This is a genomic window from Pseudomonas sp. 10S4 (assembly GCF_034344865.1).
Lineage (GTDB): Bacteria > Pseudomonadota > Gammaproteobacteria > Pseudomonadales > Pseudomonadaceae > Aquipseudomonas.
This window is the reverse complement of record NZ_CP133774.1, coordinates 1,859,582-1,878,818: the sequence shown is the minus strand read 5'-3', so window position 1 is coordinate 1,878,818 and position 19,237 is coordinate 1,859,582. Positions and strand designations below refer to the sequence as shown.

Below are 19,237 nucleotides of genomic sequence, written 5' to 3'. Positions count from 1 at the left end.
CGACCAAAGGCTCTAAATCAGGGCTCGGCATTCGACCATGGTAGCGGGACGGATTTTTTCAAATCACTAGACTGAGTACCTTGCTTCCGTTGCCCGAGATAATAATCCATGTACCGTGACCGTATTCGCTTGCCTTCGTTGTTGGATAAGGTGATGAGCGCCGCTGACGCTGCCGCTCTGATTCAGGACGGCATGACCGTCGGCATGAGCGGTTTCACCCGCGCCGGCGAAGCCAAGGCTGTGCCACACGCGCTGGCCGAACGCGCCAAAACCACGCCGCTGAAAATCACCTTGATGACCGGCGCCAGCCTGGGCAACGACCTCGATAAGCAGTTGACCGAAGCCGGCGTCCTGTCGCGACGCATGCCGTTCCAGGTCGACAGCACACTGCGCAAGGCCATCAACGCAGGCCAAGTCATGTTCATCGACCAGCACCTGTCGGAAACCGTGGAGATGCTGCGCAACCAGCAACTCAAGCTGCCGGACATCGCGGTGATTGAAGCCGTGGCGATCACGGAACAAGGCCATATCGTACCGACCACGTCGGTGGGTAACTCGGCCAGCTTCGCGATTTTCGCCAAGCACGTCATCGTCGAGATCAACATGGCGCACAACCCGAATCTCGAAGGGTTGCACGACATCTATATCCCGACCTACCGTCCGACCCGCACGCCCATTCCGCTGGTGAAGGTCGACGATCGCATTGGCAGCACCGCCATTCCGATCCCGCCGGAAAAGATCGTCGCAATCGTGATCACCAATCAATCCGACTCGCCGTCGACTGTACTGCCACCGGACGCCGAAACTCAGGCCATCGCCGATCACTTGATCGAGTTCTTCACGCAGGAAGTGGCTGCCGGGCGCATGACCAACAAGCTTGGCCCGTTGCAGGCCGGGATCGGCACCATCGCCAACTCGGTGATGTGTGGCCTGATCGACTCGCCGTTTGAAGACCTGACGATGTATTCGGAAGTGTTGCAGGATTCGACGTTCGACCTGATCGATGCCGGCAAGCTGAGCTTTGCCTCGGGCAGTTCGATCACCTTGTCGGCCCGGCGCAATGCCGATGTGTTCGGCAACCTGGAGCATTACAAGGACAAGCTGGTACTGCGCCCCCAGGAAATCTCCAATCACCCGGAAGTGGTTAGGCGTCTGGGCATCATCGCCGTCAACACGGCGCTGGAGTTCGACCTGTACGGTAACGTCAACTCCACCCACGTCTGTGGTACACGGATGATGAACGGCATCGGCGGTTCGGGTGACTTCGCGCGCAACGCGCACCTGTCGATCTTTGTCACCAAGTCGATTGCCAAGGGCGGTGCGATTTCCAGCGTGGTGCCGATGGTCAGCCACGTCGACCATACCGAACATGACGTCGACATCCTGGTGACCGAGATCGGTCTGGCCGACCTGCGCGGGCTGGCGCCTCGTGAGCGGGCTCGGGTGGTTATCGACAACTGTGTTCACCCGGACTATCGCGAAGCCTTGAATGACTACTTCATCGCCGCCTGCGCGCTCGGTGGGCACACCCCGCACATCCTGCGCGATGCCCTGAGCTGGCACATTAACCTGGAAGAAACCGGGCGGATGCTGGTGGTCTGATTGACGTAAAACACAGCTGACGCAAACACAGTTGCGTCAGTTGGCTCTTGCAACACCCGATCCTGTCGAAAACTGTACTGCTGTACTGGTCTTTTTCTACCGAAATCCCCTACATTTTCGAGTCGACTTACCTATATTGCACTGTATTGGTGCCGACAGGTACAGTTGCCTCAATTTTGACCAGTACACCCCCTATAAACAGTTAATTGATCCCTCACAATACAAGTGAACTGTATCTAGGGGGACTGGCCAAACAGGAGGATCATTGGCATCAGTTAAACCACTACCTAATCCCGCCACAAGCGGAAGGATGTCAACCATGGAACGTACACTCAGTTCCGAGCTGTTCTTCGAAGACAATGCTGCAAAAACCCAGGCTTCCATGCCTCTTCGCGTTATCGCCAACCTGATGTTGTGGCAGCGCCGCATTACCAGCCGCCATCAATTGGCTCGTCTGGATTCGCGTCTGCTGGCTGATGCCGGGATTAGCGAAGCACAACGCTACGAAGAGCTGAGCAAGCCGTTCTGGCGCTAAGTTAGCGTCGCTGGCTCTGACCTATAGGGTCCACCGCCAGCAACCCGAATTGAACAAACAAAACCCGTCGTGGGAAACCACGACGGGTTTTGTCGTTTCAGGGTCATGAAACACATAACCAGTACAGTTTTGTACAATCTAAATTTGACCAGTACACCCTTTTAGCAGCTGCCGAAGGCTGCGATCTTTTGATCTTAAGTGTCACCGCCGACGCCAAAATCAAAAAATCGCAGCTTTCGGCAGCTCCTGCCGTTTCGTCTATATGGGCTGTTCGAATCCATCCGCGTCAGCCTAATATCCGATCAGAACGTGGCGAACGCCGCATGACAGGCGTCTGATCTTCCAGACACTGCGCCACCTCTCAATCGGTTTATCCAAAGGAGCTTCCCCATGTCCCGTCTTCGTCTGCTGAGCGTTGCTGCCCTGCTCGCCGTGGCTGCCAATGCCCACGCTTCCAGCTTTATCGTGACCACCGACGCCGTCGTTGGCGCTCTAAAATCCAGCTCCGACGCCACCTCCAATCTCTCTTCGTCACTGCGCGACAACAAAATTGTGCGTGCAGCTCGTGATGACGCCGCCAGTTTTGTCGCCAGCAGCGGCGACATTCGTGGCGTGAAACTGGAAAGCGCATTTGACGAAATCCACCGTCAAGCACCTCAGCTGAACGCTACTGACGCACAACTCGCCCAGGCCATCCTGGCGATCTAAACGTCGGTCCTGCATTGGGACACGCCCATCGTGTCCCAATGTTTCGGCGCTGGCTCTAGTCCGGGCATTGCGCTAGCCTTGAGGCTCGCTTTCAGCTATCGAGTCTCATGCGTTTTCTTTCAAATCTGTTGTCCATTCCGTTGTTTCTTCTGGCCTGCTGGTCTGGCGCCGCCCAGGCTTTCGACGCCTTCAACCTGTCTACACAAGGCACCGTGGTCAGTGGTTACGCCACAAGCATGGTGACCTCTGCGCCCTTCGACCATAAACTGCTGATCGCCGCTCAGGATGACGCTGCGGCTTTCATTGCCAGTGACGGCCAACTGCGAGGAGCGCAACTGGAATCCGCCCTGGTTTACCTGCGCCGGAGCCAGCCAAAACTTCATGCCAGCGACCTTGAACTGGCACAAGCAATTCTCGTCCAATAGTTATCATCGTTCCTCCGGAGTCGTTCCATGCGTAGCCCGCTGATTGCTGCCACCCTTGGCTTGCTGTTGTTGGCCGACGTGGCCCAGGCGCACACCCTGGTAGCCACCAGTAACATGATCATTCGCGCCACCCAGCGCACGCTTGATTTCACTTCTGATACCACCACGTCCATCCGTGATTCGAAGATCGTGCGCGAAGCTCACGACGACGCGGCCAGTTTCGTCGCCAGCGATGGCGATATTCGTGGCGCGCATCTGGAAGAGGCCTTCAATACCCTGCGCACCCGCGTACCTGAAGCCCGCGACGCCAGTGATCAGGTCCTCGCCGAAGCCATCCTCGCACTGTGAGGTCGCTCAGCGCCTGGCTGCTGGCCGGGATGGTGTTGCTGCTTGGCAACACCGCACAGGCCAGCTTGCAATTACGGCTCAAGACCGACGGTCTGAGTCCCGCGCAAGTGCAGGCCAGCCAGGCGCTGCTCGATGAGGCCATGCAGGCATTGCCGCCGCGCTTCGTCGAGCAACTGGATCGGCGCATCGATGTTGGCTGGACCGACGAAATGCCCGACAACGCCTACGGCGAGGCGTCGCTGGTGTCCGAGCTCGATCTGAATCGCAATCTGCTCGACAGCCTCACCGACGGCAGCGCCGCGACGAAAAAGACCTACCGCCCCCACGGCACCGTGCGCCGGGAAATGCTCGCTACGGTCTTGCACGAACTCACCCATATTTACGACCGCGCGCGCCTGTGGCCATCTGCCCAGCGCACGCTGATCCAGCGTTGCAGCCAGCGCAATAGCAGCTCTGGTCTGGTCGGCATTCCCGATCAATGCCGCGGCCAGACGGCGCGACGTTTTACCCTCAGTGACGACCCGCGCCTGCTGGATCTGGCCGGCTGGCCGCAATACGTCGGCCGACGTGGCGAACGCGAGCAGCACAACCGGCAAATCGTTCGCAGCCCGGATATCTACGAGACGACCAATCCCAAGGAGTTCGTGGCGGTCAACATGGAGTACTTCCTCCTGGACCCGAGCTATGCCTGCCGACGTCCTGCGCTTTACCGCTACTACAAAGAACATTTCGGCTGGGCGCCGGCCGCCAAAGACACTTGCGCCAAATCCTTCGCCTTCCTCAATGCCGGTAACGACTTCGCCAAGACACCATTGGGCCAGGTCGACCCGGAACGGGTTTATGCCGTGGACTATCTGCTGGCCGAAGCCAACCAGAACTGGGTCAGCCGTTGGGGCCACAGCATGTTGCGCCTGGTGATCTGTGCGCCGGGCCGACCACGCGGACCGGATTGCCGGCTGGACCTGGATCAGCACCTGGTGCTGTCCTACCGCGCCTTCGTCGGTGACGTACAGTTGTCGAGTTGGGATGGGCTGGTGGGTAAATATCCGTCACGCCTGTTTGTCTTGCCCCTGGCCCAAGTGATCGACGAATACACCAAGACCGAAATGCGCAGCCTGGCTTCGGTGCCGCTGAATCTCTCTCGCACCGAAATCGAAGAAGTGGTGGAACACGCCGCAGAGATGCACTGGAGCTACGACGGCAACTACTTCTTCCTGTCCAATAATTGCGCGGTTGAAAGCCTGAAACTGCTGCGCAGCGGCAGCAACAACGCGCAACTGACCGGACTGGACAGCATCATGCCCAACGGCTTGCTGGAAGTGCTCAAGGGCCGCGGATTGGCGGACACCAGCGTGCTGGACGACCCTCGCGAAGCTTTACGCCTGGGTTATCGCTTCGACTCCTTCCGCGATCGCTATCAAGCCATGTTCGAAGTGCTGAAGAAGCACTTGCCGATCAAGCAGACCACTGTCGAAGACTGGCTGGCATTGAGCGCCGAAGAGCGCCGGCAATGGATCGATCAGGCTGACTTGCGCACCAGCGCGGCATTGCTGTTGTTGGAACAGGCCAGTTTCCGTCGGCAGCTACAGTTGGCCCAGGATGAGGTGAAGCAGCGCTACTTGGGCGCTCGAGAACTGAAAAACGGCGGCATGGACAAGGCCAACGCGACCTTGCAACAGATTCTCGCCAACAGCGGCTTCCTCAGCCGTCCCGCCGAATTGCTCGGCACCGGTGGTTATGGTTTGCCACAGCCGAGCGAGTCGAAGCGATTGGAATCGGAAAGCAGCCTGCGCCAGAAGCAACTGCAATCGCTGACCGGGGATCTGGATAAAGAAGTGAGAGCGCTGCTGGAACCGAGTCGTGCGGCGGAGATTGCGGCTAATGAAGCCAACCTTAAACAGATTGGCGAACATTTGAGAGCTTTGCACAAGGCAGCGGGTGGATTGGAGTTGCCCTGACAGAAAAGTAAAAGATCGCAGCCTTCGGCAGCTCCTACGGGGTACACCATCCCATGTAGGAGCTGCCGAAGGCTGCGATCTTTTGAAGCACAGCGCGCAATGCGCTGTGCCGATGCAGCGCTTAATTCAACACGTTATCCAGAATTTCATAAACGATCCCGGTTCCTACGGCGATCAGCACAATGTCGCCGCCCGCGCGGCGCCATTCGTAACCCTCGTATTGCGGCAACCGACCCAGCGCACGCTGATCCAGGCGTTCGCCGTAATAACCGTGAGGCAACGGCCGGCCACGTTCCAGACGGATGCCTGGCGGTGGCGGCGCACCACGCACAAAGTATCCGTGATTGTCGTGAATGGTCTGACGCACCGGGCCAAAATCATGTGGTGGAGGACCGCCACGATGGTTGTCCTCCGGGCCGCGGTGATCATTGCCACGGTTGTCACCATGGTTATCGTATTGGCCCTGCTCCGGGCCGCCGTGGTCGTGATCGTCGCGCTGATCGGCGCTGGCGTGCAGCAACGGGGTCGCACTCAGCATCAGTACGCCCAGGCTGGCTATCAACCGTTTCGGCATTTTCATCGGGGGTTTCCTCACTGCACCTACAGCAAAAAGGGCTTCAGAACGTAGTCCTGAAACCCTCGGTCTTACTGTTTAGTCTGTGTTGCGAGGCGCTAATTCCTTTGTATCAGGAACTTTACTTTCAGCTGACCCGTGCTTTGCGCACGCCCTCGGCCAACGCTGCGCAAAGACTCAATACACCGTCGATCGCCTGATCCGGTGTCGACGCATTCGCGATGTGATTGATCAATGCCGAACCCACCACCACGCCGTCCGCCAGACGAGCGATAGCCGCCGCTTGCTCCGGTGTACGGATACCGAAACCGATGCTGATCGGCAGGTCGGTGTGACGACGCAAACGAGCAACTGCTTCTTCGACGTGTTCCAGCGTTGCCGCACCCGCGCCCGTCACACCGGCAACCGACACGTAATAAACGAAGCCGGAGCTGCCGTTCAGAACGGTCGGCAGGCGCACATCGTCGGTGGTCGGCGTGGTCAGACGAATGAAGTCCAGACCCGCAGCCTGAGCCGGGTCGCACAGTTCGCCGTTATGTTCCGGCGGCAGGTCAACCACGATCAGACCGTCAACGCCGGCCTCTTTAGCGTCCGCGATGAAGCGCGGCACGCCGTACATGTGGATCGGGTTGAAGTAACCCATCAACACCAACGGCGTCTCGGTGTTGCCTTCGCGGAACTCGCGAACCATCTGCAGGGTTTTCGCCAGGTTCTGTTTGGCGCCCAAAGCGCGGATGTTCGCCAGCTGGATCGCCGGGCCGTCGGCCATCGGGTCGGTGAAGGGCATGCCCAATTCGATCACGTCGGCGCCAGCACCCGGCAAGCCTTTGAGGATCGCCAGCGAGGTGTCATAGCTCGGGTCGCCAGCGGTGACGAAGGTCACCAGAGCGGCGCGATTCTGTTCCTTGAGTTCGGCAAAACGCGTTTGCAGGCGGCTCATCAGTGTTTCTCCTGCTTAGATTGTTCCATGTGGTGCATCACGGTTTGCATGTCTTTGTCGCCACGACCGGACAGGTTGACCACCATCAGGTGATCTTTCGGCAGGTTCGGTGCGCGTTTGAACACTTCGGCCAGGGCATGGGCGCTTTCCAGTGCAGGAATAATCCCTTCCAGGCGGCAGCATTTATGGAATGCGTCGAGGGCTTCGTCGTCGGTCACCGAGGTGTACTGGACGCGGCCGATGTCATGCAACCAGGCGTGTTCAGGGCCGATGCCCGGGTAGTCGAGGCCGGCGGAGATCGAGTGAGCGTCAATGATCTGGCCGTCGTCGTCCTGCAGCAGGAAGGTGCGGTTGCCGTGCAACACACCCGGTACGCCGCCATTCAGACTGGCCGCGTGCTTGCCGGTTTCGATGCCGTAGCCGGCGGCTTCAACGCCGATGATCTCGACGCTCTTGTCATCCAGGAACGGGTGGAACAGGCCCATGGCGTTGGAGCCACCGCCGATGCACGCCACCAGGCTGTCCGGCAGGCGACCTTCCTGATCTTGCAGTTGAGTACGGGTTTCCTTGCCGATCACCGACTGGAAGTCGCGAACCATCGCCGGGTAAGGGTGCGGGCCGGCCACGGTGCCGATCAGGTAGAAGGTGCTGTCGACGTTGGTCACCCAGTCACGCAGGGCTTCGTTCATCGCGTCTTTCAGGGTGCCGGTGCCGGCCACCACCGGGATCACTTCGGCGCCCAGCAGTTTCATGCGGAACACGTTGGCCTGCTGACGTTCGATGTCAGTGGTGCCCATGTAGACGACGCACTCGAGCCCGAACAGCGCGGCGACGGTCGCGGTCGCGACGCCGTGCTGGCCGGCGCCGGTCTCGGCGATGACCCGGGTCTTGCCGATGCGCTTGCGCAAGAAGCGACCTGGCCGAGGGCAGTTGTTGATCTTGTGCGACGCCGGTGTGGTTCAGCTCTTCGCGCTTGAGGTAAATCTTCGCGCCGCCGCAGAACTCGGTCAGGCGTTCAGCGAAATACAGTGGGCTTGGACGACCGACGTAGTCACGCTGGAAGTAGGCCAGTTCTTCTTTAAATGCCGGATCTTCCTTGGCCAGTTCGTATTCACGGGCCAGGTCGAGGATCAACGGCATCAGGGTTTCAGCGACGTAACGGCCGCCGAACGAGCCAAACAGGCCGTTGGCATCGGGGCCGTTGCGCAGATTAGTCTGGGTCATGGGTCGCTCCAGTTGGATTCGTGTGATGACAATGACGACCACTCTACCCCTGACGTTCCGACCTGAAAACCGATAAGATCGCCACAACCTGTCAGGAAAACTCACATATCCCATGAGCCATGACCTTCCTCCGCTGAACGCCCTTCGGGCCTTCGAAGCCACTGCCCGCCTGAACAGCGTCAGTCAGGCTGCCGAACAGCTACACGTCACTCATGGTGCGGTTAGCCGACAACTCAAGGTGCTGGAAGAACACCTCGGCGTTAGTCTGTTCGTCAAGGACGGGCGTGGCCTTAAACTCACAGATGCCGGCGTTCGTTTGCGCGATGCCAGCAGCGACGCGTTTGAGCGATTGCGCACCGTTTGTGCCGAATTGACCCAAAGCACCGCCGACGCGCCCTTCGTGCTCGGCTGCTCCGGCAGCTTGCTCGCACGCTGGTTCATTCCGCGCCTTGGACGCTTGAATGCGGATCTGCCGGACCTGCGCCTGCACCTGTCAGCCGGGGAAGGCGATCTCGACCCACGGCGGCCTGGACTGGACGCTTTGCTGGTGTTCGCCGAGCCACCCTGGCCGGCGGACATGCAAGTCTATGAACTGGCCAGCGAACGCATCGGCCCGGTCCTGAGCCCACGCTTCGCCGGCTACGAACGGCTGCAACAGGCGCCGGTCAGCGCGCTGCTGAGCGAGCCGCTGCTGCACACCACATCGCGTCCTCAGGCGTGGCCGAGCTGGGCACAGCAAAGCGGCCTCGACGCCAAGGCGTTGAAGTTGGGGCAGGGTTTCGAGCATTTGTATTATTTGCTGGAAGCCGCGGTGGCGGGGTTGGGTGTGGCGATTGCCCCTGAGCCGCTGGTGGCCGAGGACTTGAAAGCAGGTCGCCTGGTTGCGCCGTGGGGTTTCTGTGAAACCCCGGCGCAACTGGCGTTGTGGCTACCCAAGCGTGCCGCGGATGGCCGCGCTCGGCAGTTGGCGCAGTGGCTCAAAAACGAGCTGCGCCAAGCGGATTAGTCGCCGCGTTTGCACAACAGATAAGCCGCGAGTAGACCGAGTGCACCGACAGCGACACCCGCTGTAGTCCAAGGGTGTTCCTGGGCGTAGTCCCGGGTGGCGATCCCGGTTTCGCGGGTTTTCACTTTCACTTCTTCATAGGCATCGGCGAGCAGGTGGCGAGAATGTTTCAGCGCGCTCTCGGCGTTGCTTTTCAGGGCCTTGAGGGTTTTACGCGACTCGTCCGAGGCGTCGTCCTTAAGGTTTTCCAGCGATTTGAGAAGACTCTCGATCTCGGCTTCCATGCTTTGCAATGAGGCTTTACGTAAAGAGGTATTGGCCATGGTGGCTCTCCTTCATTGGTGATGAGTAGCGTGTGTTGGTTGGGACTTCAGGGGTTTGAGAAAGTGCAGTAAATCTGAACGGCGGTGCCCGATTGGCCGACAGAAGTAATACGAAAAATCACTGCTAGGCTGTATTTCATACCCCAAGGAGAACGCCATGACTGACCATCACACCTACAAGAAAGTCGAGCTGGTCGGCTCGTCCCCTACCAGCATCGAAGACGCCATCAACAATGCGCTGGCCGAAGCCAGCAAAAGCCTCAAGCATCTGGAATGGTTTGAAGTGACCGAAACCCGCGGCCACATCAAGGACGGCAAGGCTGCCCACTTCCAGGTGACACTGAAAGTCGGGTTCAGGATTGCCAGTAGCTGAGTTTGAGCTAGTCTTCTGAACTTGCGCGCTGGCCGAGTGCCATAGGGAATGGCAAAGCGCTACTTGAGCGCATCTGGCTACTGCTGGATGCTCCCCATTTGATCCGACCAGGGAATGCGACCGATGAAGAAGTTTATTTTGGCGGTAGGTTTATTGAGCATCGCGGGAACAGCCCTTGCTGGCGGTAAGTCGTGCGAAGACCTGAAAGGCGAAATCGCAGCGAAACTTGATGCCAAGCATGTCTCGGGCTATTCGCTGGAGATTGTCGACAAAGGCGCTGCCGCTGGCGGGAAAGTCGTCGGCAAGTGCGAAGCCGGCAGTAAAGTGATCGTCTACAAAAAGTAGATTGTTACCACCCTCAATGAAAAAGCCGACGCAATGGCGTCGGCTTTTTTATGCGCGTCGTTCCGGGATCAGCCCTTCATGACCTGCGCCAGCAACTCATAGGAATGCACGCGATCCGCGTGCTCGTAGAGGTCGCAGGTGAAAATCAGTTCATCGGCCTGGGTCTGCTCGATCAGCACTTCCAGTTTGGCGCGGATTTTCTGCGGGCTGCCGACCATGGCCAGCCCCAGGAAATCGCCGACCGCTTCCTTCTCATGCGGCAGCCACAGGCCGTCCATGGTTTTCACCGGCGGACGTTGCACCAGGCTCTGGCCACGCATCAGGGCGAGGATTCGCTGGTAGACCGACGTCGCCAGGTAATCAGCCTGTTCGTCGGTATCGGCCGCCACCAGTGGCACGCCGAGCATCACGTAGGGCTTGTCCAATACCGCTGAAGGTTTGAAGTGATTGCGATAGACGCGAATCGCCTCGTGCATGAAACGCGGTGCGAAATGCGAGGCGAAGGCGTAGGGCAAACCGCGTTCGCCGGCCAGTTGCGCGCTGAACAGACTGGAACCCAGCAGCCAGACCGGGACATTGGTGCCTGTTCCGGGCATCGCGATAATTCGCTGGTCCGGCGTGCGTGGGCCGAGGTAGCGCATCAGCTTGAACGTCTTCCGGGAATTCGTCCGCACTGCCGGAGCGTTCTCGGCGCAGTGCGCGGGCGGTCATCTGATCGGAACCGGGCGCGCGGCCGAGGCCCAGGTCGATCCGGCCGAGGGTAGAGCTCGGCGAGGGTGCCGAACTGTTCGGCGATGGTGAGCGGAGAGTGGTTGGGCAGCATCACGCCGCCGGAGCCGAGCACGGATGGTCGAGGTGCCCCCGGCCAGGTAACCGAGTAATACCGACGTCGCGGAACTGGCGATGCCGTCCATGTTGTGGTGTTCGGCCACCCAAAAGCGGTTGTAGCCAAACTTTTCGACGTGCTGGGCCAAGTCCAGGGAATTGCGCAGTGACTGGGCCGCGCTACCGTTCTCCCGTACGGGCACCAGATCGAGGGTCGAAAACTTGATATCGGACAGTCGTTTCATAAACCTGCTTCTCCAATGGGGGCGCAGGTTTTTTCACGAACGAAAACCTGCCGAGTCTGAAAGCGTTCCCTATGCAATGAGGGCATATACCCGAGTTTCAATAGCAGACATGAATTTGCCTACCAGATAAGCGGTTTGATCCGACAGGGTGAACTTTGCCAAGTCTTCTATCCTCAGAACCCTTACCAAGCGAAAACCACGAAGGCGCGACGTTTCGCGCCGATCTTGAGGAGGCAGACATGGCTATCACGAAGAAAGCATCGGCTCATTGGGCAGGCGATCTGAAAACCGGCATCGGTTCGATTTCCACGGAAACCGGCGTACTCAGAGAAGCGCCCTACGGCTTCAAGGCCCGTTTCGAGGGCGGCAAAGGCACCAATCCGGAAGAGCTGATCGGCGCGGCCCACGCAGGCTGCTTCTCCATGGCGTTTTCGATGATTCTCGGCGACGCCGGCCTAAAGGCTGACAGCATTGATACCAACGCTGAGGTCACCCTGGACCAGGTGGAGGGCGGATTTGCGATCACGGCGGTGAAACTGATCCTCAAGGCGAAAATCCCTGGGGCAACTCAGGCACAGTTCGAGGAACTGAGTAACAAGGCCAAAGAAGGTTGCCCGGTATCCAAAGTGCTGAATGCGAAAATCAGCCTGGAGGCATCGTTGGTTAGCTGATTTGCGTAAGGTTTAATCAGGCGTTGATTGCGCTGACGCCTTCGCGAGCAAGCCCGCTCCCACAATTGGAATGCATTTCAACTGTGGGAGCGGGCTTGCTCGCGAAGGCAATCTCATGAACGACACAATCCATGGTTGAACATGCAGTTTGTGAGCGAAGTCAGAACTCGCTTTGTAAAACTGTGGTCGAATAAATGACAGCAGCTTCAGCGCATAGACATGCGCGCTGCCTCAAGGGAGCTTCAACCATGAAACGTTTTGTCTTGGCCGTTATTTGCGGTGCATTGGCGACTTCGGCCCTGGCCGCGACCAAAGACTGCGAAGAGCTTAAGAAGGAAATTGAAATAAAAATCCAGGCTAAAGCCATACCCTCCTACACCCTGGAAATAGTCACGAAAAAAGAAGCCGACAAGCACGATGCCGCAATGGTCGTTGGCTCCTGTGAAAACGGCACGAAGAAGATCATCTACCAAAAAAACGATCGTTGATTGGCCTCAAATGGCGCAGTCCACCGCCCGGTCTTCGGCCACGATCTCACGCTTGGCGTTATACAGCCGTGCGCTGGGCGTGAACGACAATGAGCGCCCTTCGAGCATGTAACGCTGGCCGGCCTCGAAATGGTCGTAGCGAATGGTCAGGTAGCAGAGGCGCTCTGCGGGATCGTTCATCATTCCAAAACCGCCACTGAACACCTCAAAGTCGAAACGCACCATCAACTCATGACTGCCGGGGGTGACCTGAAAGAAACGCCCGTCGGTCAATCGCTGGTTATCCAGGCGTTCGGCCATCATTAATTTCCCACCGGGGGTCGGTGTAGACATGTCGACCCAGGCCATCTGCGGATTGACCGCCGGCATCGGGCTCAGGCAACCGGAAATGACGCTTGCCGTGAGCAACAGCAATAACCTGCGCATGATGAATGTCCTGATGATTGGTCATTCAGCATAACGCCGATCACGTGCGTTGGCAGCCTGCCGGTGTGCCGTGCCCAATGACTTTTCGCTGCTGATCATAGAGCTTTGCCCACGGATGGAATCCGATGTTTCCCGCTTGCAACTCATAGCGCTCACCGGCGTTGAAATCCTTGAATTTCACACTCAACTGACAATCGCGCCACAACGGCTCACTGTCCGGGCCAATGTTGGTGGGCTGGACCGCAAACTGGTAACGCACCTTCAATTCATGGCTGCCGGGCTGCACTTCAAAGAAGCGTTTGTCGGTGGTCGCCTTGTCATCGACCTTCAACGCTTGCAACGCGGTGTCTTGCGGCTTTGGACCGAGATCGATCCAGGCTTGGGCGGGGTCCGGGGCGGGCATTCCGAACCCGGCACAACCGGCCAGCGTCAGCAGGCCTCCTGTCAGCATCAACATGCGCATAGCGGAGCTCCAGTCAGGCGGGATAGTCTTGCGGGCAGACTCTCCGAGGATGATTTTATTTTGATCAGGCCGCTTCCAAGCCTTGGGTTACTTGATCGCGTTTTGCGCGTTTTGTTTCCGGGCGTGTTGTTTTTGTTGCTCAACGGTTGCGCCAGCGTCAGCTACTACGGTCAATTAGCCAGTGGTCAGCTGCAATTGCTGCAGGCCCGGGAGCCGGTTGCCGAGGTGATTGCCGACCCACAGCGCGATCCACAATTGCGTGCACATCTGGCCCAATCACAAAAGGCTAGGGTGTTCGCCAGCCAGCATCTGCACCTGCCGGATAACCAGAGCTATCGCCTGTACGCCGACATTGGTCGGCCGTATGTGGTCTGGAATGTCTTCGCCACGCCGGAATTTTCCCTGACGCCGCAGAACCATTGCTTCCCCATCGCCGGCTGCGTCGCTTACCGCGGTTACTACAGCCAGAGCGCGGCCCGGGGTGAAGCGGCCATGCAACGACTCAACGGCATGGACGTGTCGATCGGCGGGGTCGAGGCCTACTCGACCCTGGGCTGGTTCAATGACCCGATCCTCAGCTCGATGATGAGTTGGGGCGATGAACGGTTGGCCACGCTGATCTTTCATGAGCTGGGCCATCAGCGGTTTTATGTGAAGGACGACACTGAGTTCAACGAGTCTTTCGCCACGTTTGTCGAGCAGGAAGGCACCCGCCAATGGCGCGCCAGCCGTGGACTCGCCCCAGACACCGGCGCGCAGATGCAGCAACGTGATCAGTTCACTCAACTGGTTCTGGACAGTCGCGCTCGACTTGAACGGCTGTACGCCCAGCCCTTGCCCGCCGAGCAGATGCGCCAACGCAAAGCCGCCGAGTTCGAACGGCTGCGTCGCGACTATCGGACGATGCGTGACAACGTATGGGCCGGGGATAAACGCTACGACGCCTGGATCAATGCGCCGATGAACAATGCCAAGTTGCTGCCGTTTGGTTTGTACGACCAATGGGTGCCGGCGTTTGCGGCGCTGTTCAGGCAGGAGGGTGGGGATTGGGTGAAGTTTTATGCGGCCGTGGAGAGCCTGGGTGGGTTGCCGAGCAAGCAACGTAAAGCTGCGCTGCAAACGTTGGCCGGCAAATAACCCTGTGGCGAGGGAGCTCGCTCCCGTTGGGCCGCGAAGTGGCCCCATAATTTCCGGACCAATCACGACTGCTGCGCAGCCAAACGGGAGCAAGCTCCCTCGCCACAGTTCGGTGTCAGCCTCGCAGAAACGCCTGATGCATCTCCTCCAGCGTTTCAAAGTGATACGCCGGTGCTTCGGCGCTCAGCTCTTCGTGGCTGCCAAAACCATAACCCACCGCCGCCGCATCAAGCCCGTTGCTGCGCGCGCCGATCAAGTCGTGTTTGCGGTCGCCGATCATCAGGGTGTTGGCCGGGTCGAGGCCTTCTTCGGCGATCAAATGGGCGATCAGTTCGACTTTGTTGGTCCGGGTGCCATCCAGCTCACTGCCGTAAATCACTTTGAAGTGCTTGGCGAAGTCGAAGTGCCGGGCGATTTCCCGGGCGAACACCCAGGGCTTGGAGGTAGCGATGTACAGCTGTCGACCTTGCCCGCTCAAGGTTTCCAATAGCGGTGTGACACCGTCGAACACGCGGTTCTCATACAGGCCGGTGACTTTGAAACGCTCGCGATAGAAATTCACCGCTTCCCAGGCCTTGGGCTCGTCGAACTCGTAAAACTGCATGAACGCCTGCAACAGCGGCGGGCCGATGAAATGTTCGAGCTTGGTCAGGTCGGGCTCGTCGATACCCAGTTTGGCCAGGGCGAACTGGATCGAGCGGGTAATCCCCTCACGCGGGTCGGTCAAAGTGCCATCGAGGTCGAACAAAACAGTTTGGTAATGCATGAAAATTCCTGGGCAATAGTGAGAAGGCTTAGAGCTGGTCGTAGCCTTCGGCCAGATGCAGGTCCTTGAGCTTCACGTAGTTCGCCGCGCTGTAGGTGAAAAAGGCTTTTTCCTTGTCAGTCAGCGGCCGGATCTGTTTCACCGGGCTGCCGACATACAGAAAACCGCTTTCCAGGCGCTTGCCCGGTGGCACCAGGCTGCCGGCGCCGATGATCACATCGTCCTCCACCACCGCGCCGTCCATGACGATGCTGCCCATGCCGATCAGAACCCGGTTACCCACCGAGCAGCCGTGGAGCATGACTTTGTGAGCGATGGTCACGTCGTCCCCGATCAAGCAGGGAAAGCCATCGGGATTGAACGGCCCTGCGTGGGTGATGTGCAGCACGCAGCCGTCCTGAACGCTGGTGCGCGCACCGATGCGGATGCGGTGCATGTCGCCGCGGATCACCGTCAGCGGCCAGACGGAGCTGTCTTCGCCGATTTCGACGTCGCCGATTACCACCGCCGAGCCGTCGACAAAAGCGCCTTTGCCCAGTAGCGGCGTGTGGTTCAGATACTTGCGAAGGGTCACGATAGGTTCTCTCTCTGTCGCTGATAGCTGCGGTGAGCGTCGATTGTAATTAAGATGGCCGCATGTTTCTTCCAGCCAAGGTGCCAACCGTGAGCGTGAACAACCCTCTTTTGCAGTCCTACGACCTGCCGCCGTTCTCGGCGATTCGTGCCGAACACGTGCAACCGGCCATTGAACAGATCCTGGCTGACAACCGCGCCGCCATTATCGAGATCCTCAAAACCCAGGGCAAACAACCGACCTGGGCCGGCCTGGTACTGGCAATGGACGAACTCAATGATCGCCTGGGCGCCGCCTGGAGCCCGGTCAGCCACCTGAATGCCGTATGCAACAGCGCCGAACTGCGCGAAGCCTACGAGTCCTGCCTGCCGGCCCTGAGCGCCTACTCCACCGAGATGGGCCAGAACCGCGAACTGTTCCAGGCATTCGAAGCCCTGGCCAACAGCCCCGAAGCCGCCGGTTTCGACGTCGCGCAAAAAACCATTCTGGAACACTCACTGCGTGACTTCCGTCTGTCGGGTATCGACCTGCCGGAAGCTGAGCAGAAGCGATACGCCGAAGTGCAAAGCAAACTGTCCGAGCTGGGCAGCCGCTTCTCCAACCAGTTGCTCGACGCCACTCAGGCCTGGACCAAGCACGTTACCGATGAAGCCACCCTCGCCGGCCTGACCGATTCGGCCAAGGCGCAAATGGCGGCCGCTGCACAGGCCAAAGGCCTGGACGGTTGGTTGATCAGCCTGGAATTCCCGAGCTACTACGCGGTGATGACCTACGCCCGCGACCGCGCCCTGCGCGAAGAAGTCTACGCCGCCTACTGCACCCGTGCGTCGGACCAAGGCCCGAATGCCGGTCAGAACGATAACGGCCCGGTGATGGTAGAAATTCTCGACCTGCGTCAGGAGCTGGCCAAGCTACTGGGTTTCGCCAGCTTCTCGGAGCTGAGTCTGGCGACCAAAATGGCTGAATCCAGCGATCAGGTACTCAGTTTCCTACGTGACCTGGCCAAGCGCAGCAAACCGTTCGCGGCTCAGGACCTGGAACAACTCAAGGCCTACGCCGCCGAACAGGGCTGCCCGGATCTGCAAAGCTGGGACAGTGGTTTCTACGGTGAAAAACTTCGCGAGCAGCGCTACAGCGTCGCGCAAGAAGCCCTTCGCGCCTACTTCCCGATCGACAAAGTGCTCGGCGGCTTGTTCGCTATCGTTCAGCGCCTGTACGGCATCGAAATCGCCGAGCAGAAAGGCTTCGACACTTGGCACCCGGATGTTCGCCTGTTCGAAATCAAGGAAAACGGCCAACACGTCGGCCGCTTCTTCTTCGACCTCTACGCCCGCGCCAACAAACGCGGCGGGGCCTGGATGGACGGCGCTCGTGACCGTCGCCGCACCGCTGAAGGCGTGCTGCAAAGCCCGGTGGCGAACCTGGTGTGCAACTTCACTCCGGCCGACAGCGGCAAGCCTGCGTTGCTGACCCACGATGAAGTCACCACCCTGTTCCACGAATTTGGCCATGGTTTGCATCACCTGCTGACCCGCGTCGAACATGCTGGCGTGTCCGGCATCAACGGCGTGGCCTGGGATGCGGTCGAACTGCCAAGTCAGTTCATGGAAAACTGGTGCTGGGAGCCCGAAGGCCTGGCGCTGATCTCCGGTCACTACGAAACCGGCGAACCGCTGCCTCAGGACCTGCTGGGAAAAATGCTCGCGGCGAAAAACTTCCAGTCCGGCCTGATGATGGTCCGCCAACTCGAGTTCTCGTTGTTCGACTTCGAACTGCACGCCACCCATGGCGACGGCCGCAGCGTGCTGCAAGTGCTCGAAGGCGTGCGCGACGAGGTTTCGGTCATGCGTCCGCCGGCCTACAACCGCTTCCCGAACAGCTTCGCGCATATCTTCGCCGGCGGTTACGCGGCGGGTTACTACAGCTACAAATGGGCTGAAGTGCTGTCCGCCGATGCTTTCTCGAAGTTCGAAGAAGACGGCGTGCTCAATGCCGAGACCGGCCGCGCCTTCCGTGAAGCGATCCTCGCTCGCGGCGGTTCTCAGGAACCGATGGTGCTGTTCGTCGACTTCCGTGGCCGGGCGCCATCGATTGACGCACTCTTGCGCCACAGCGGCCTGAGTGAGGACGCAGCAGCATGAGCGAGGGGCCTGTGATCACAAAAAAACGCTTTATCGCCGGGGCAGTTTGCCCGGCCTGCAGCGAGCCGGACAAATTGATGATGTGGAACGAAGACGAGGTCCCGCACCGTGAGTGCGTGGCCTGCGGTTACTCCGACACGCTCAATGAGCAAGGTCTGTCAGTGCCCAAGGAATTGGGCACGCGGGTCAACGTTTCGGCGCTGAAAGTGCCGGACGCCAAGGTTCAGGCGGTGCAATTCTTCCCGAACCCGAAGCTGAAGAAAAAGCCTGACGAGCAATTCTGAGTGAACACAACCTTCCACGCCGCAATGGTGTGGAAGGTGACACTCCTGCCTTTATCCTACTTCTCGACGTTTGCCGATTTGAACCAGCTCTTCATCGAGCACATGGCGAACGGGCTGGTGCTGCAATCACCATTGGCCAGAGCCGTGCGCAGTTTGTCGACATCGGCCTGCATCATGTAGCGAACGCCGTCCTTGAAGTGGGTACTGTCGCCAAAACCGCCTTGGGTCATTTCATTCAAGGCGTCTTCTTTGCTCCAGCCCTGCACGACCACCCGATACATGGCCGCCATCAGGCCGGTGCGGTCAGAGCCGTGCTTGCAATGCATCAATACCGGGCCTTTGGCCTCGGCGGTCTGAATGGCGCGAAGCGCCTTGAGCACATCAGCGTCATCCACATGATTGGTGCGGTAAGGCAGCTGCACCTGGTCGATGCCAGGCGTCGACAACCAGCTCTTGTCCGACTCAGGCAGGAAGTTGATAACGGTTCCAACCTTGAGTTTTTCCAGTAGCGGCACCGCGCCGCTGTCCGGCAATGCACTGCGGTAGAGCGTCGGGGACATTTGGTAGAGGTTATATTTCGACTCCACCGACTGTGCCCATTCGGCAGGCCGCGCAGGTACCGTGTCGTCAGCCAGGGCCAGCGACACATTGAAAAAGGCTACCAACGACAGGCACATCGCAGGGATAAGACGGATTTTAGACATGCTGGGCGACCGTGAAAAAGATGCGGATGAATAACGCTAGCTTCAACCTTGACCAGTCAAAGGGCTGTGAGCCGACTGTCAAAGAATCGTGAATCGATCGACCCCAAGGCTACTTTCGTCGCAAAACCCCGGTTTATTTATGCTGAATCGCT

The 19,237-nt window shown here is 59.0% G+C and carries 22 protein-coding genes and 2 pseudogenes; 14 read left to right on the top strand and 10 right to left on the bottom strand.

Annotation, left to right across the window (positions count from 1 at the left end; genetic code table 11):
• Positions 1–108: 108 nt before the first annotated feature.
• The 6 genes from RHM58_RS08845 to RHM58_RS08820 all read left to right on the top strand — a co-directional run bounded on the left by RHM58_RS08845 (position 109) and on the right by RHM58_RS08820 (position 5,576).
• Complete coding sequence (locus RHM58_RS08845) at positions 109–1,602, top strand: acetyl-CoA hydrolase/transferase family protein (RefSeq protein ID WP_322270108.1); 1,494 nt, start codon at positions 109–111, stop codon at positions 1,600–1,602.
• Between the two features lie 319 nt (positions 1,603–1,921).
• Positions 1,922–2,137: a DUF1127 domain-containing protein gene (locus RHM58_RS08840; protein ID WP_201195908.1), complete on the top strand. Its 216-nt coding sequence runs from the start codon at positions 1,922–1,924 to the stop codon at positions 2,135–2,137.
• Between the two features lie 390 nt (positions 2,138–2,527).
• Positions 2,528–2,845, top strand: coding sequence for a DUF2388 domain-containing protein (locus RHM58_RS08835; protein WP_201256812.1), 318 nt, complete (start codon positions 2,528–2,530; stop codon positions 2,843–2,845).
• A 107-nt stretch (positions 2,846–2,952) separates the two neighbouring features.
• The gene (locus RHM58_RS08830) at positions 2,953–3,270 is read left to right on the top strand and encodes a DUF2388 domain-containing protein (RefSeq protein ID WP_201256813.1); all 318 of its coding nucleotides are present in this window, start codon (positions 2,953–2,955) and stop codon (positions 3,268–3,270) included.
• Between the two features lie 27 nt (positions 3,271–3,297).
• Positions 3,298–3,618 carry a DUF2388 domain-containing protein gene (locus RHM58_RS08825; RefSeq protein WP_201195912.1) on the top strand — a complete coding sequence of 107 codons (321 nt, stop codon included), beginning with the start codon at positions 3,298–3,300 and terminating at the stop codon, positions 3,616–3,618.
• Entirely contained in the window at positions 3,615–5,576 is a 1,962-nt protein-coding gene (locus tag RHM58_RS08820; protein ID WP_322270106.1) for a DUF4105 domain-containing protein, read from the top strand. Before RHM58_RS08825 ends, RHM58_RS08820 begins: the two co-directional genes overlap by 4 nt.
• Before the next feature lie 121 nt (positions 5,577–5,697).
• Here the strand turns inward: RHM58_RS08820 and RHM58_RS08815 are convergent, their stop codons facing one another.
• The 3 genes and pseudogenes from RHM58_RS08815 to trpB form a co-directional block, all read right to left on the bottom strand.
• Positions 5,698–6,156: an anti-virulence regulator CigR family protein gene (locus RHM58_RS08815; RefSeq protein WP_201256815.1), complete on the bottom strand. Its 459-nt coding sequence runs from the start codon at positions 6,154–6,156 to the stop codon at positions 5,698–5,700.
• Between the two features lie 121 nt (positions 6,157–6,277).
• Entirely contained in the window at positions 6,278–7,090 is an 813-nt protein-coding gene (gene trpA, locus RHM58_RS08810; protein WP_322270104.1) for a tryptophan synthase subunit alpha, read from the bottom strand.
• Positions 7,090–8,314, bottom strand: a pseudogene (gene trpB / locus RHM58_RS08805) (tryptophan synthase subunit beta). Before trpB ends, trpA begins: the two are co-directional and overlap by 1 nt.
• 112 nt (positions 8,315–8,426) lie before the next feature.
• Between trpB and RHM58_RS08800 the strand changes: the two are divergent.
• Positions 8,427–9,320, top strand: coding sequence for a LysR family transcriptional regulator (locus tag RHM58_RS08800; RefSeq protein ID WP_201199408.1), 894 nt, complete (start codon positions 8,427–8,429; stop codon positions 9,318–9,320).
• Here the strand turns inward: RHM58_RS08800 and RHM58_RS08795 are convergent.
• Positions 9,317–9,643, bottom strand: a complete 327-nt coding sequence (locus RHM58_RS08795; RefSeq protein ID WP_201195924.1) for a DUF883 family protein — start codon at positions 9,641–9,643, stop codon at positions 9,317–9,319. The two genes, RHM58_RS08800 and RHM58_RS08795, sit on opposite strands and share 4 nt — an antisense overlap.
• A gap of 157 nt (positions 9,644–9,800) precedes the next feature.
• Between RHM58_RS08795 and RHM58_RS08790 the strand changes: the two genes are divergently transcribed.
• Together RHM58_RS08790 and RHM58_RS08785 are read left to right on the top strand one after the other, a co-directional pair.
• Positions 9,801–10,016 (top strand): dodecin, encoded by a 216-nt coding sequence (locus RHM58_RS08790; protein ID WP_054047931.1) that lies wholly within the window; start codon positions 9,801–9,803, stop codon positions 10,014–10,016.
• 123 nt (positions 10,017–10,139) lie between these two features.
• On the top strand, positions 10,140–10,361 hold the full coding sequence (locus RHM58_RS08785) for a DUF1161 domain-containing protein (RefSeq protein ID WP_201199406.1): 222 nt from the start codon (positions 10,140–10,142) through the stop codon (positions 10,359–10,361).
• A 68-nt stretch (positions 10,362–10,429) separates the two neighbouring features.
• Here RHM58_RS08785 and RHM58_RS08780 read toward each other — a convergent pair.
• Positions 10,430–11,431: pseudogene (locus RHM58_RS08780) on the bottom strand (LLM class flavin-dependent oxidoreductase).
• A 239-nt stretch (positions 11,432–11,670) separates the two neighbouring features.
• Between RHM58_RS08780 and RHM58_RS08775 the strand changes: the two are divergent.
• Both RHM58_RS08775 and RHM58_RS08770 read left to right on the top strand, forming a co-directional pair.
• Positions 11,671–12,102: an OsmC family protein gene (locus RHM58_RS08775; RefSeq protein ID WP_201195930.1), complete on the top strand. Its 432-nt coding sequence runs from the start codon at positions 11,671–11,673 to the stop codon at positions 12,100–12,102.
• 248 nt (positions 12,103–12,350) lie between these two features.
• Positions 12,351–12,590: a DUF1161 domain-containing protein gene (locus RHM58_RS08770; RefSeq protein ID WP_201199400.1), complete on the top strand. Its 240-nt coding sequence runs from the start codon at positions 12,351–12,353 to the stop codon at positions 12,588–12,590.
• A gap of 6 nt (positions 12,591–12,596) precedes the next feature.
• Here RHM58_RS08770 and RHM58_RS08765 read toward each other — a convergent pair whose 3' ends face one another.
• Together RHM58_RS08765 and RHM58_RS08760 are read right to left on the bottom strand one after the other, a co-directional pair.
• Positions 12,597–13,016, bottom strand: coding sequence for a hypothetical protein (locus RHM58_RS08765; protein ID WP_201199398.1), 420 nt, complete (start codon positions 13,014–13,016; stop codon positions 12,597–12,599).
• Positions 13,017–13,056: 40 nt separating this feature from the next.
• On the bottom strand, positions 13,057–13,479 hold the full coding sequence (locus tag RHM58_RS08760) for a hypothetical protein (protein WP_201256816.1): 423 nt from the start codon (positions 13,477–13,479) through the stop codon (positions 13,057–13,059).
• A 60-nt stretch (positions 13,480–13,539) separates the two neighbouring features.
• Between RHM58_RS08760 and RHM58_RS08755 the strand changes: the two genes are divergently transcribed.
• Complete coding sequence (locus tag RHM58_RS08755) at positions 13,540–14,616, top strand: aminopeptidase (RefSeq protein WP_322270102.1); 1,077 nt, start codon at positions 13,540–13,542, stop codon at positions 14,614–14,616.
• 115 nt (positions 14,617–14,731) lie between these two features.
• Here the strand turns inward: RHM58_RS08755 and RHM58_RS08750 are convergent, their stop codons facing one another.
• Both RHM58_RS08750 and RHM58_RS08745 read right to left on the bottom strand, forming a co-directional pair.
• Positions 14,732–15,382 carry an HAD family hydrolase gene (locus RHM58_RS08750; protein WP_201199393.1) on the bottom strand — a complete coding sequence of 217 codons (651 nt, stop codon included), beginning with the start codon at positions 15,380–15,382 and terminating at the stop codon, positions 14,732–14,734.
• A 28-nt stretch (positions 15,383–15,410) separates the two neighbouring features.
• The gene (locus RHM58_RS08745; RefSeq protein ID WP_201199391.1) at positions 15,411–15,956 is read right to left on the bottom strand and encodes a gamma carbonic anhydrase family protein; all 546 of its coding nucleotides are present in this window, start codon (positions 15,954–15,956) and stop codon (positions 15,411–15,413) included.
• 62 nt (positions 15,957–16,018) lie between these two features.
• Here RHM58_RS08745 and prlC point away from each other — a divergent pair, with 62 nt between their 5' ends.
• On the top strand, positions 16,019–18,097 hold the full coding sequence (gene prlC / locus RHM58_RS08740) for an oligopeptidase A (protein WP_322270101.1): 2,079 nt from the start codon (positions 16,019–16,021) through the stop codon (positions 18,095–18,097).
• Positions 18,094–18,381 carry a YheV family putative zinc ribbon protein gene (locus RHM58_RS08735; protein WP_201199386.1) on the top strand — a complete coding sequence of 96 codons (288 nt, stop codon included), beginning with the start codon at positions 18,094–18,096 and terminating at the stop codon, positions 18,379–18,381. The genes prlC and RHM58_RS08735 overlap by 4 nt, the downstream gene beginning before the upstream one ends.
• Before the next feature lie 56 nt (positions 18,382–18,437).
• Here RHM58_RS08735 and RHM58_RS08730 read toward each other — a convergent pair whose 3' ends face one another.
• Positions 18,438–19,085 carry a dual specificity protein phosphatase family protein gene (locus RHM58_RS08730; RefSeq protein ID WP_322270100.1) on the bottom strand — a complete coding sequence of 216 codons (648 nt, stop codon included), beginning with the start codon at positions 19,083–19,085 and terminating at the stop codon, positions 18,438–18,440.
• Positions 19,086–19,237: the final 152 nt, after the last annotated feature.